This window comes from Actinomycetota bacterium, assembly GCA_040754375.1.
Taxonomy (GTDB): Bacteria; Actinomycetota; Acidimicrobiia; order Acidimicrobiales; family AC-14; genus JBFMCT01.
In genome coordinates, this window is the sequence record JBFMCT010000003.1 from 132,152 (window position 1) to 145,049 (window position 12,898).

The 12,898-nt window shown below is 67.7% G+C and carries 7 protein-coding genes; all 7 read right to left on the minus strand.

Translation table 11 applies throughout. From position 1 onward, the window contains the following. Nucleotides 1–11: 11 nt before the first annotated feature. The 7 genes from tuf to rplL all read right to left on the minus strand — a co-directional run bounded on the left by tuf (nucleotide 12) and on the right by rplL (nucleotide 12,808). The gene (tuf, locus tag AB1673_02730) at nucleotides 12–1,199 is read right to left on the minus strand and encodes an elongation factor Tu (protein ID MEW6152892.1); all 1,188 of its coding nucleotides are present in this window, start codon (nucleotides 1,197–1,199) and stop codon (nucleotides 12–14) included. Nucleotides 1,200–1,238: 39 nt separating this feature from the next. Beyond that, on the minus strand, nucleotides 1,239–3,341 hold the full coding sequence (fusA, locus tag AB1673_02735; protein ID MEW6152893.1) for an elongation factor G: 2,103 nt from the start codon (nucleotides 3,339–3,341) through the stop codon (nucleotides 1,239–1,241). 170 nt (nucleotides 3,342–3,511) lie between these two features. Next, a complete protein-coding gene (rpsG, locus tag AB1673_02740) occupies nucleotides 3,512–3,982 on the minus strand; it encodes a 30S ribosomal protein S7 (protein MEW6152894.1) in 471 nt (156 codons plus the stop codon). Nucleotides 3,983–3,988: 6 nt separating this feature from the next. Then, entirely contained in the window at nucleotides 3,989–4,360 is a 372-nt protein-coding gene (rpsL, locus tag AB1673_02745; protein ID MEW6152895.1) for a 30S ribosomal protein S12, read from the minus strand. A 201-nt stretch (nucleotides 4,361–4,561) separates the two neighbouring features. Then, nucleotides 4,562–8,530, minus strand: coding sequence for a DNA-directed RNA polymerase subunit beta' (locus tag AB1673_02750; GenBank protein MEW6152896.1), 3,969 nt, complete (start codon nucleotides 8,528–8,530; stop codon nucleotides 4,562–4,564). 11 nt (nucleotides 8,531–8,541) lie between these two features. Continuing rightward, on the minus strand, nucleotides 8,542–12,129 hold the full coding sequence (gene rpoB, locus AB1673_02755) for a DNA-directed RNA polymerase subunit beta (GenBank protein MEW6152897.1): 3,588 nt from the start codon (nucleotides 12,127–12,129) through the stop codon (nucleotides 8,542–8,544). 295 nt (nucleotides 12,130–12,424) lie between these two features. Further along, on the minus strand, nucleotides 12,425–12,808 hold the full coding sequence (gene rplL, locus AB1673_02760; protein ID MEW6152898.1) for a 50S ribosomal protein L7/L12: 384 nt from the start codon (nucleotides 12,806–12,808) through the stop codon (nucleotides 12,425–12,427). Nucleotides 12,809–12,898: the final 90 nt, after the last annotated feature.

Here is a 12,898-nt window from a genome sequence, read left to right on the forward strand (position 1 = left end):
GAGGTCCGCGTCTACTTCAAGATCTTGACTACGCGGCCGGCACCCACCGTGCGCCCACCCTCACGGATGGCGAACCGCAGGCCCTCGTCCATGGCGATGGGCTGGATGAGCTCGACGGTCATGGTCGTGTTGTCGCCCGGCATGATCATCTCGGTGCCCTCGGGCAGGGTGATCTGGCCGGTCACGTCGGTGGTGCGGAAGTAGAACTGGGGCCGGTAGTTCTGGAAGAAGGGCGTGTGGCGCCCGCCCTCCTCCTTCTTCAGCACGTAGACCTGGGCCTCGAACTGGGTGTGGGGGGTGATCGAGCCGGGCTTGACCACCACCTGGCCGCGCTCGACATCCTCCTTCTTGGTGCCCCGCAGCAGCACGCCGATGTTGTCGCCCGCCTGGCCCTGGTCGAGCAGCTTCTTGAACATCTCGACGCCCGTGCAGACCGTGGTCTGGTTGGGGCGCAGGCCCACGATCTCGACCTGGTCCTGGACCTTGACCACACCCTGCTCGACCTTGCCGGTGACGACCGTGCCCCGGCCGGTGATCGAGAACACGTCCTCGATCGGCATGAGGAACGGCTTGTCGATGTCGCGCTCGGGCTCGGGGATGTAGTTGTCGACCGCCTCCATGAGCTCGATGATCTTCGGCGTCCACTCGGGGTCGCCCTCGAGGGCCTTGAGGGCCGAGACCCGGATCACAGGCGTGTCGTCGCCGGGGTACTCGTTCTCGGTGAGCAGCTCGCGCACCTCGAGCTCCACGAGGTCGAGCAGCTCCTCGTCGTCCATCATGTCGGCCTTGTTGAGGGCTACGACGATGTAGGGCACACCCACCTGGCGGGCCAGAAGCACGTGCTCCCGAGTCTGGGGCATGGGGCCGTCGGGGGCGGACACCACCAAGATGGCACCGTCGACCTGGGCGGCCCCGGTGATCATGTTCTTGATGTAGTCGGCGTGGCCCGGCATGTCGACGTGGGCGTAGTGCCGCTTGTCGGTCTCGTACTCGACGTGGGCGATCTGGATGGTGATCCCCCGGGCCTTCTCCTCGGGCGCCTTGTCGATCTGGTCGAAGGCGGTGAACGCAACCGTGGGGTTGTGATCATGGAGCACCTTGGTTATGGCCGCGGTGAGCGTCGTCTTGCCATGGTCGATGTGACCCATGGTTCCGACGTTGATGTGAGGCTTCGAGCGCTCGAACTTCTGCTTGGCCATGAACGGTCCCCTGCTCCTCGGATCTGTACCGGTCCGCCCCTACTCCCCGCGAACCCGGGCCACGATCTCGCGAGAGATGGACTCGGGCACTTCTTGGTAGGAGTGGAACTGCATCGTGTAAGTCGCCCGCCCTTGGGTGCGCGACCGTAGGTCGGTAGCGTAGCCGAACATCTGGGCCAGCGGTACCTGCGCCCGCACCACCTGGCTCGACCCCCGCTGCTCCATGCCCTCGATCCGGCCCCGCCGGCTGGAGAGGTCGCCGATGACGTCGCCCATGTAGTCGTCGGGGGTGACGACCTCCACTCCCATGATCGGCTCGAGCAGCATGGGCTTGGCCAGCCGGGCCGCCTTCTTGAAGGCCATGGACCCGGCGATGCGGAAGGCGATCTCCGACGAGTCGACGTCGTGGTAGGACCCATGGACCAGCGTGGCCCGCACGTCGACCAGCTGGTAGCCGGCCAGGACGCCGCTCTGCATGGCCTCCTGGATGCCGGCGTCGACCGCCGGGATGTACTCCCGGGGGATGATGCCGCCCACGATCTTGTCCACGAACTCGAAGCCACCCCCCGGGCCCGTGGGCTCGAGGTCGATCACGACGTGGCCGTACTGGCCCCGGCCGCCCGACTGGCGGACGTAGCGTTCCTCGACGCCCTTGACCGGCATCGAGATCGTCTCGCGGTAGGCGACCTGGGGCTTGCCCACGTGGGCGTCGACCCGGAACTCGCGCAGCATCCGGTCGACCAGCACCTCGAGGTGCAGCTCGCCCATGCCGGCGATGATCGTCTGGCCGGTCTCCTCGTCGGTGTGGCGCTGGAAGGTGGGGTCCTCGTCGGACAGCCGCATCAAGGCGTCGGCCAGCTTCTCCTGGTCGGCCTTGGTCTTGGGCTCGATGGCCACGTGGATCACGGGCTCGGGGAACTCCAGGGACTCCAGCACGACGGGCGTGTTGGGGTCGCACAGGGTGTCACCCGTGGAGGTCTGCTTGAGACCGACGGCAGCCACGATGTCGCCCGTGAAGACGGCGTCTTTGTCCTCGCGGTGGTTGGCGTGCATCTGCAGGATGCGGCCCACCCGCTCCTTGCGGTCACGGGTCGAGTTGAGCACCGTCTGGCCCTTGCGCAGCGTGCCCGAGTAGACGCGGAAATAGGTGAGCTTGCCCACGTGGGGGTCGCTCATGATCTTGAAGGCCAGCGCCGAGAACGGGGCCGTGTCGTCGGCCGGACGCTCCAGCTCCTCGATGCCCTTGGCGTCGAGCCCGACCACCGGGGGCAGGTCGAGCGGGCTGGGCAGGAAGTCGACGATGGCGTCGAGCAGGGGCTGCACGCCCTTGTTGCGGAAGGCCGACCCGGTGATGACGGGTACCACGTCGTTGGCGATGGTGGCCGCCCGGATCGACCGGCGGAGGTCCTCGGCCGTGATGGGCTGCTCCTCGATGTACTTCTCCATGAGGGTGTCGTCATGGTGGGACAGCACGTCGATGAGGTTGTGCCGCCACTGCTCGGCCTGCTCGACCATGTCCTCGGGCACGTCACCGACGTGCCACTCCTCGCCCTTGCCGGTGGCGTCGTCCCACACCAGGGCCTTCATGCCGATGAGGTCGACCATGCCCTTGAAGTGGCCCTCGGCCCCGATGGGCACCTGGAGGACGGCCGGGGCGGCGTCGAGGCGGTTGCGGATCTCGTCGACGGCCCGGAAGAAGTCGGCGCCGATGCGGTCCATCTTGTTGACGAAGCAGATGCGGGGCACCCGGTACTTGTTGGCCTGGCGCCACACCGTCTCGGTCTGGGGCTCGACCCCGGCCACGGCGTCGAACACGGCCACGGCCCCGTCGAGGACCCGCAGCGAACGCTCGACCTCGACGGTGAAGTCGACGTGGCCGGGCGTGTCGATGATGTTGATCCAGGTGTCCTTCCACCGGCAGGTGGTGGCCGCCGAGGTGATCGTGATCCCCCGTTCCTGCTCCTGGACCATCCAGTCCATGACCGCCGCCCCCTCGTGGACCTCGCCGATCTTGTACGTCTTGCCCGTGTAGTAGAGGATCCGCTCCGTCGTCGTGGTCTTGCCCGCGTCGATGTGGGCCATGATCCCGATGTTGCGGGTCCGGGCGAGGGGGAACTCTCGGATTACGGGTGCGTCAGCCATGTCGTGGGTCTCTCTGGTGATCGGGTCGTCGAGGCGCCGTCGCGGACGGGCCTGGTTCGTATGTCGAACACGCGGCTCGGCCGCCGGGCCGGCTCGTGCTCGGGGTTCACACGCAGGACACCCCCCGGCTGCCCGGGAGGTATGCCGCCTGCGGGCTCAGGGGTGGCGGGTTACCACCGGTAGTGGGCGAACGCCCGGTTGGACTCGGCCATCTTGTGCATGTCGTCACGGCGCTTGACGGCCGAACCGGTGCTGTTCATGGCGTCCATGAGCTCACCCGCCAGCCGCTCGGCCATGCTCCTCTCACGGCGCTGCCGGGAGTAGCCCACCAGCCACCGGATGGCGAGCGTGGTCGCCCGCCGGGGCCGGACCTCGACCGGGACCTGGTAGGTCGCCCCACCGACCCGCCGGCTCTTGACCTCGACCTGGGGCTTGGCGTTCTCGACAGCCTTCTTCAGGGAGGCCAGGGCCTCCTGGCCCGTCTTCTCCACCACGATGTCGAGGGCGCGGTAGACCGTGCGCTCGGCGAGAGACCGCTTCCCCCGCTGCATGATCTTGTTGACGACCTGGGTGACGAGCACCGACCGGTAGATCGGGTCGGGCATGAGGTCGCGGCGCGGCGGCGGGCCTTTGCGGGGCATGGCTGGTTAGCCTTCCTTCTTTGCGCCGTAGCGGCTGCGAGCCTGCTTGCGGTCGCGGACCCCGGACGCGTCGAGGACGCCCCGGATGATCTTGTAGCGGACCCCGGGGAGGTCTTTCACACGGCCACCCCTGACGAGCACGATCGAGTGCTCCTGGAGGTTGTGGCCGACCCCGGGGATGTAGGCGGTGACTTCCTGCCCAGTGGTGAGCCTGACCCGGGCAACCTTACGGAGGGCCGAGTTGGGCTTCTTGGGGGTGTGGGTGTAGACGCGTGTACAGACGCCTCGGCGCTGAGGGGCGCCCTTGAGGGCCGGCGTCTTGGTCTTGGTGACTTTGGATTCGCGGCCCTTACGGACCAACTGGGCGATGGTAGGCATTCGAACATCCGATCTTAGCGGGTCTCGGGGAGGGACTTCTCCCGGCGAGGCCGGTCAGCGCCCGATCGTCCCAGGACCAAGGTCATCGGAGACGGCGTGGACGGGGAGACGCCGGACCGCTCGACGGGCTTGCCCACAGATGGCCCACGCGGGAGACACCCTGCGAGCGCATGGGCACGCAGGGTGTCTCCGGAGGAACAACTAGCCGGCGGCGTCCTCGGGGTCGGCCACCGAGAGGAAGCCGCCTTCGCCGAAGGCGTCGGAGGTGACGACCTCGCCGTTGCCCCCGTCGTCCTGGTTGGTGCCGATGTTGGCCAGCCAGGCCGCGAGGTCCTGGTCTTCCTGGTCGGACGACCACGACTGCAGGGGCTCGTAGTCGGGGGCCGAGATGTCGAGGTCGCGGTAGCGCATCATCCCCGTGCCGGCCGGGATCAGCTTGCCGATGATGATGTTCTCCTTGAGGCCCAGGAGCTGGTCGCGCTTGCCTTCGATGGCCGCCTCGGTAAGCACCCGGGTGGTCTCCTGGAACGAAGCCGCCGACAGCCACGAGTCGGTGGCCAGCGACGCCTTGGTGATGCCCATGAGCTCGGGACGGCCCTCGGCCGGTGTCTTGCCCTCCTGCACGAGCTGGCGGTTGACCTCGGCGTAGAGCCGGGAGTCGACCCGCTCACCAGGCAGGAAACCGGAGTCGCCGGCCTCGGCCACCGACACCCGCTTGAGCATCTGGCGCACGATCAGCTCGATGTGCTTGTCGTGGATGGACACGCCCTGCTCCCGGTAGACGAGCTGCACCTGGTCGACCAGGTACTGCTGGGTCTCGCGGATCCCCTTGATCTCCAGCAGCTCCTTCGGGTCCTTCGGGCCCTCGACCAGAGCCTCGCCGGCGGCCACCTCCTCACCCTCGCGGACGAGCAGGCGGGCCATGTCCCGCGGGGAGATGGGGTAGCTGTCCTCCTTGCCGTCGTCGGCCGCGATCGTGATCGTCCGGCCCTTGACCTCGTCGTCGGCCATGCGGACGACGCCCGAGACCCGGGACAGGATGGCCTTGCCCTTGGGCGTACGGGCCTCGAACAGCTCGACGACTCGGGGCAGACCGTGGGTGATGTCGGTCTCGGCGATACCGCCGGTGTGGAAGGTACGCATGGTCAGCTGGGTGCCGGGCTCGCCGATGGACTGGGCGGCGATGACCCCGACGGCCTCGCCCATCTCGATGAGCTTGCCGGTGGCCATGGAGCGGCCGTAGCAGACCGCGCACACACCATGGGAGGCCTCGCAGTTGAGCACCGAGCGCACCCGCACCCGGTGGACGTTGGGGTCTTCGCGCATGAGGCGCAGCTCGGTGTCGTCGACCTGGGTGCCGGCCTCGAGGACCTCGCCGGTGGACAAGGTCACCGACTCGGCCAGTGCCCGGCCGAACAGCCTGGTCTCGAGGTTGTGGCGCCGGCTGGCCTCGTCGGCCTTGATGTCCTCCAGCCAGATGCCCCGGCCCGTGCCGCAGTCGACCTCGCGGATGATCAGCTCCTGGGCCACGTCGACGAGCCGGCGCGTGAGGTAGCCGGAGTCGGCGGTCCTCAGGGCGGTGTCGGCCAGGCCCTTGCGGGCGCCGTGGGTGGAGATGAAGTACTCGAGGACCGACAGTCCCTCACGGAAGTTGGACTTGATGGGCCGGGGGATGATCTCGCCCCGGGGGTTGGCCACCAGGCCTCGCATGCCAGCGATCTGGGTCACCTGCATGACGTTGCCTCGTGCGCCCGAGCCCACCATCATGTCGATCGGGTTGAAGGAGATGGCCCCCAGGGTCTTCTCCATGGCCCGCCGCACCTCCTGGGTGGCGTTGGTCCAGATCTCGACTTCCTTCTGGCGCCTCTCGTCGTCGGTGATGATGCCCTTGCGGAACTGGCTCTCGACCTTCTCGGCTTCCTTCTCCGTACGGTCGAGGATCGTGGTCTTCTCGGCGGGCGTCTTCACGTCGTCCATCGAGATGGTCAGGCCGGACCGGCTGGCGAACTTGAACCCGAGGTCCTTGATGGCGTCGAGGGTCTGGGAGACGACGGCCTTGGGGTACTCGGCCACCAGCTTCTCCACGATGTCGGTGACCGTCTTCTTCTTCACCGACTGGTTGATGTAGCCGTAGTTCTGGCAGAAGTCGGTCGGCAGGGCCGACTCCAGGAACACCCGGCCGGGGGTCGTCTCCCGGTAGACGGGCTTGCCCTCGTCGTCGAGCTCGCCCGTCTGGATGGCGATGCGGGCGTGCAGGGCGACGTCGTGGGCGTCGTAGGCCTGCTCGACCTCCCACAGGTGGCGGAACTTGCGGCCCTCGCCCTGGGCCCCGTCCTCCTGCTCGGTCAGGTAGTAGATGCCGATGACCATGTCCTGGCTGGGCACGGTGAGCGGGCGGCCGTGAGCGGGCGAGAGCACGTTGTTGGCCGACAGCATCAGCACCCGGGCCTCGGCCTGGGCCTCGGCCGACAGGGGCAGGTGGACGGCCATCTGGTCGCCGTCGAAGTCGGCGTTGAAGGCCGAGCACACCAGGGGGTGGATCTGGATGGCCTTGCCTTCCACGAGCACGGGCTCGAAGGCCTGGATGCCGAGGCGGTGGAGCGTCGGGGCCCGGTTGAGGAAGACCGGGTGCTCCTTGATGACCTCCTCGAGCACGTCCCACACCTGGGCGCGCCGGCGCTCGACCATCCTCTTGGCCGACTTGATGTTCTGGGCCATCTCGGTATCGACCAGCCGCTTCATGACGAACGGCTTGAACAGCTCGAGGGCCATCAGCTTGGGCAGGCCGCACTGGTGCAGCTTCAGGGTCGGGCCGGCCACGATGACCGAACGGCCCGAGTAGTCGACCCGCTTGCCCAGCAGGTTCTGGCGGAACCGGCCCTGCTTGCCCTTGAGCATGTCGGACAGGGACTTGAGGGGGCGGTTGCCGGGACCGGTCACGGGACGGCCGCGGCGGCCGTTGTCGAACAGGGCGTCGACCGCCTCCTGGAGCATGCGCTTTTCGTTGTTGACGATGATCTCGGGGGCCCCGAGGTCGAGCAGGCGCTTGAGGCGGTTGTTGCGGTTGATGACCCGGCGGTAGAGGTCGTTGAGGTCGGAGGTCGCGAACCGGCCACCGTCGAGCTGGACCATGGGGCGCAGGTCGGGCGGGATGACCGGCACGGCGTCGAGGATCATGGCCGAGGGGTCGTTGACCCGCTTGCCGTTGGTCTCGTCGCGGCGGTTGAAGGCGGTGACGATCTTGAGGCGCTTGATCGCCTTCTGCTTGCGCTGGGCCGAGAGCGGCCGGCGGCCGTCGACGGCGTCGATCGCCTCTCGGAGCTTGACCTCCTCGACGTCGAAGTCGATCTCGCCGATGAGCTGAGCGATGGCGTCGGCGCCCATGCCACCCCGGAAGTACTCGCCATAGCGGTCCTTGAGCTGGCGCCAGACGATCTCGTCCTCGATGATCTTGCGAGCGAACAGGTCGCGGAACTCGTCGAAGGCGCGCCGGGCCAGGTCGAGCTCGGCTTGGGCGCGCTCGCGGATCTGGGCGACTTCTTTGTCGGCCACCTTCTGGCGGGCCTTGATCTCGTTGTCCTTGGCCCCGCCCGCCTCGAGCTCGGCCGCCTCGTCCTCGAGCTGCTTGAACCGGCGGTCGATGTCGACGTCACGCTGGCGCTCGATCTCGACCAGCTCCTCGGTGAGCTCGCCCTCGAGCTCGGGAAGGTCGCCGTGGCGACGCTCCTCGTCGACCCAGGTGACCAGGTTGGCCGCGAAGTAGATGACCTTCTCGAGCTGCTTGGCCTTCAGCTCCTCACGGGCCTCGGTGCCCATGAGCAGGTAGGCCAGCCACGAGCGCGTGCCCCGCAGGTACCAGATGTGGACCACGGGGGCGGCCAGCTCGATGTGGCCCATCCGCTCGCGGCGGACCTTGGAGCGCGTGACCTCGACCCCGCAGCGCTCGCAGATGATCCCCTTGAACCGGACGCGCTTGTACTTGCCGCAGTAGCACTCCCAGTCCTTGGTCGGGCCGAAGATCTTCTCGCAGAAGAGCCCGTCCTTCTCCGGCTTGAGCGTGCGGTAGTTGATGGTCTCCGGCTTCTTGACCTCGCCGTTGGACCATGTGCGGATCGAGTCCGCGGTGGCCAACGCGATGCGTAACTGATCGAAGTTGTTGACGTCGAGCAACTGGTTCCTTCCTAGAACACGCCGCGCTCGGCGCGGCGACGCTCGTCTTCCTCGTCCGATCCACGTTCGGGCCTCGACAGGTCGATGCCCAGCTCCTCAGCCGTCCGGAACACGTCTTCGTCGAGCTCTCGCATCTCGATCTCCTCGCCCGTCGTCGACAACACCTCGACGTTGAGGCACAGGGACTGCATCTCTTTGATCAGCACCTTGAACGACTCCGGGATGCCGGGCTCGGGGATGTTCTCGCCCTTGACGATGGCCTCGTAGACCTTGACCCGGCCGAGCACGTCGTCGGACTTGATCGTCAACAGCTCCTGGAGGGCGTAGGCCGACCCATAGGCCTCGAGGGCCCACACCTCCATCTCCCCGAACCGCTGGCCACCGAACTGGGCCTTACCGCCCAGGGGCTGCTGGGTGATCATCGAGTAAGGACCAGTGGACCGGGCGTGGATCTTGTCGTCGACCAGGTGGAGGAGCTTGAGGATGTACACGTAGCCCACCGTGATGGGCTGGTCGTAGGGATCGCCGGTCCGCCCGTTGAACAGGGTGGTCTTGCCGTCGGGCTGGATGAGGCGCTCGCCGTCGGGGCCCTCGGGGTTGATGGTCTCGAGCAGGTGCTTGATGGTCGGGTTGCGCCCCGACTCGTCGAGCTCGTCCCAGTGAGCACCGTCGAACACGGGCGAGGCGATCCACACCGCCGGATCGGTGATGGGCCGGGTCTTGTTGGCCACTGCGTCGGCCGGGGGCTCGGCGTGAGCCGCCCCGGGCCAGCCCCAGCGGGCCGCGTAACCCAGGTGGGCCTCGAGGACCTGGCCCACGTTCATCCGGCTGGGCACACCCAAGGGGTTGAGGATGATGTCGACGGGAGTGCCGTCAGCCAAGTGGGGCATGTCCTCGACCGGGAGGATCTTGGAGATGACGCCCTTGTTGCCGTGGCGGCCGGCCAGCTTGTCGCCCTCGGAGATCTTGCGCTTCTGGGCGACGTACACCCGCACGAGCTGGTTCACCCCGGGAGCCAGTTCGTGCTGCTCCTCCCGGGAGAACACCTTGACGTCGATGACCTTGCCGTTCTCCCCGTGGGGCACCTTGAGGCTGGTGTCACGCACCTCGCGGGCCTTCTCGCCGAAGATGGCCCGCAGCAGGCGCTCCTCGGGGGTCAGCTCGGTCTCGCCCTTGGGGGTGACCTTGCCGACCAGAACGTCGCCCGGCCCGACCTCGGCCCCGATGCGGATGATGCCCCGCTCGTCGAGGTCCTTGAGGATCTCCTCGGAGAGGTTGGGGATGTCGCGGGTGATCTCCTCGGCCCCCAGCTTGGTGTCGCGGGCGTCGACCTCGTGGGCCTCGATGTGGATGGAGGTCAGCACGTCGTCGCGCACGAGGCGCTCCGACAGGATGATGGCGTCCTCGAAGTTGTAGCCCTCCCAAGGCATGAAGGCGACCAGCAGGTTTTTGCCCAGGGCCAGGTCGCCGTTGTGGGTGGACGGGCCGTCGGCCAGCACGTCGCCGGTTACGACCTTCTGGCCCTCGGCGACCAGCGGCTTCTGGTTGATGCACGTGCCCTGGTTGGACCGGCGGAACTTGGCCAGCCGGTAGAACTTTCGCCCCAGCGAGATGCCCTCACGGCTGGTCTGGCCGGGCTCGTACTCCACGATCACGTGGTCGCCGGTGACCTCGGCCACTGTGCCGTTGCCCTCGGCCAGCAGCACGTCGCCTGCGTCCCGGGCGGCCCGAGCCTCGATGCCGGTACCGATGTAAGGCGCCTCGGCCCGCACCAGGCTGACGGCCTGGCGCTGCATGTTGGCGCCCATGAGGGCCCGGTTGGCGTCGTCGTGCTCGAGGAAGGGGATCATGGCCGTGGCCACCGAGACGATCTGCTTGGGCGAGACGTCCATGAGGTCGACCTCGGACGGCGGCACGTAGTCGATCTCGCTGGTCGTGCCGTAGGACGTGCCCGCCGCACCCACGCGCACGCCCGCGCCCTGGGGGCCACGGCGGACCAGCACGCGGTCGCCGATGAACCGGCCCTGGTCGTCGAGGGGGGCGTTGGCCTGGGCGATGACGTGCTCTTCCTCCTCGTCGGCCGCGAAGTAGACGATCTCGGCGGTGACCTGCCCGTCGACGACCCGCCGGTAGGGCGTCTCGATGAAGCCGAACGAGTTGACCCGGGCGAAGGTGGCCAGCGACCCGATCAGGCCGATGTTGGGGCCCTCAGGGGTCTCGATGGGGCACATGCGCCCGTAGTGGGACGTGTGGACGTCACGCACCTCGAAGCCGGCCCGCTCCCGCGACAGACCGCCGGGGCCGAGGGCCGACAGGCGGCGCTTGTGGGTCAGGCCGTCGAGCGGGTTGGTCTGGCCCATGAACTGGGAGAGCTGGCTGGTGCCGAAGAACTCCTTGATGGCCGCCACCACGGGACGGATGTTGATCAGGGTCTGGGGCGTGATGGCCTCCACGTCCTGGGTGGTCATGCGCTCGCGGACCACCCGCTCCATGCGCGACAGCCCAATGCGGACCTGGTTCTGGATCAGCTCACCCACCGACCGCACCCGCCGGTTGGCGAAGTGGTCCTGGTCGTCGAGGCGGTAGCCGGGCTCGCCATTGGCCAGGTGGAGCAGGTAGGTCGTGGCCGCCAGGATCTCGGCTGGGGCGAGCACGAACTGCTTGGCCCCCGGCGGTTCCAGCCCGACATCGAGCAACTGGGTGATCTTCTCGATCTCGGGCCCGAGCTTGCGGTTGAGCTTGTATCGCCCGACGCGGGTGAGGTCGTAGCGCTTGGGGTTGAAGAAGGCGTTCTCGAAGTAGGCCTTGGCCGCCTCGGGGGACGGGGGCTCGCCCGGCCGGGCCCGCTTGTAGATCTCTACGAGGGCTTCCTCCCGGGTCGGGGCAAGGTCGCGCTCCTTCTCCCACTGGCCCTCGAGGAAGTCGAAGTGGCGGACGAACCGGTCGAGGAAGCCGGGCTGGCTCTCCTCGTCGTAGCCCAGGGCGCGCAGCAGGATGAACAGGCTGAGGCGGCGCTTGCGGGCCACGCGGGTGCCGGCGTTCACGTCCTTGCCGGGCTTGTGCTCGATGTCGAACTCGATCCACTCGCCCCGGTAGGGGTGGATCGTGCCCGTCACGATCGTCTTGGCATCGCGCCCGGGCTGGAAGATCACGCCCGGCGAACGCACCAACTGGGACACGACGACCCGCTCGGTGCCGTTGATGATGAAGGTGCCCTTGTCGGTCATCATCGGGAAGTCGCCCATGAAGACCGTCTGCTCTTTGATCTCACCGGTCGTGGCGTTCATGAACCGTGCCCGCACGAAGATCGGCGCGGAGTAGGTCATGTCCTTCTCCTTGCACTCCTCCACGGTGAACTTGGGAGGCGGGCGCAGGTCGGGGTCGGACGCGTCGAACTCCAGCTCGAGGCGGAGCTGGCCGGTGAAGTCCTCGATGGGGCTTATGTCACGGAAGGTCTCGGCCAGGCCGTTGTCGAGGAACCACTTGAACGAGTCACGCTGGACCGCGATCAGGTCGGGAAGGGGAAGGACCTCGTCGAGGTTGGCGAAGGAAACGCGCTCCCGGCCTGTCGCGAGTGTGGCAGCGGGACGAGTGGTCATATGGACCCTCACTCCTTCACAAGAGACGAACGAGGCCGTAGAACGGCCTCAGGCGGGGCAGGGACCAGGGTGCGGGCGCGCGCGTCGACGGCTAAACCGGCTTGCGGGCGCAACGCGGGGGGCACGACAGGGACAGATTAGCCACAGCGACGCGCAACGTCAAGCCGCGACTTGTCCATGGGGAGCATACGGCAAACGCCGTCCCGGGTCAACGGTTCTCGCCGGGCTGCACCCCCAGAACGCGGTCGCAGGAGGGCGGCGGGGGGCCTCCGCGAACGGAGGCCCCGCATCGGCACTACTTGAGCTCGACGGTCGCGCCAGCCCCTTCGAGCTGGGCCTTCGCCTTCTCGGCGTCCTCCTTGGAGGCCTTCTCCAGCACCTTGGCGCCGGGAGCGGAGTCGACCAGGTCCTTGGCCTCCTTGAGGCCAAGGTTGGTCAGCGCCCGCACCTCCTTGATGACCTGGATCTTCTTGTCGCCGACGCCCGTGATGATCACGTCGAACTCGTCCTGCTCTTCGACCTCGGGAGCGGCGGCTACGGCCGCGCCCGGGGCGGCGGCCACGGCGGCCGGGGCGGCGGCCGTGACACCGAACTTCTCCTCGAACGCCTTGAGGAGCTCGGACAGCTCCAGGACGGTCATGGCGCCGATGCTGTCGAGGATCTCTTCTGCGGTGGCCATTGCCTACTCCTTGTTCTCGGTCTCGTCGCTGGGGGCGGGGGTGTCGGCCGGGGCCGGGGCCTCGGCGGTATCGGTCGGGGGGGCCTCGTC

Excerpts from the sequence above, each read along its gene's own strand:
- fusA (MEW6152893.1), bottom strand. The coding sequence starts at position 3,341 with ATGGCTGACGCACCCGTAATCCGAGAGTTCCCCCTCGCCCGGACCCGC.
- tuf (MEW6152892.1), bottom strand. The coding sequence starts at position 1,199 with ATGGCCAAGCAGAAGTTCGAGCGCTCGAAGCCTCACATCAACGTCGGA.
- rpsG (MEW6152894.1), bottom strand. The coding sequence starts at position 3,982 with ATGCCCCGCAAAGGCCCGCCGCCGCGCCGCGACCTCATGCCCGACCCG.
- rpoB (MEW6152897.1), bottom strand. The coding sequence starts at position 12,129 with ATGACCACTCGTCCCGCTGCCACACTCGCGACAGGCCGGGAGCGCGTT.
- rplL (MEW6152898.1), bottom strand. The coding sequence starts at position 12,808 with ATGGCCACCGCAGAAGAGATCCTCGACAGCATCGGCGCCATGACCGTC.
- rpsL (MEW6152895.1), bottom strand. The coding sequence starts at position 4,360 with ATGCCTACCATCGCCCAGTTGGTCCGTAAGGGCCGCGAATCCAAAGTC.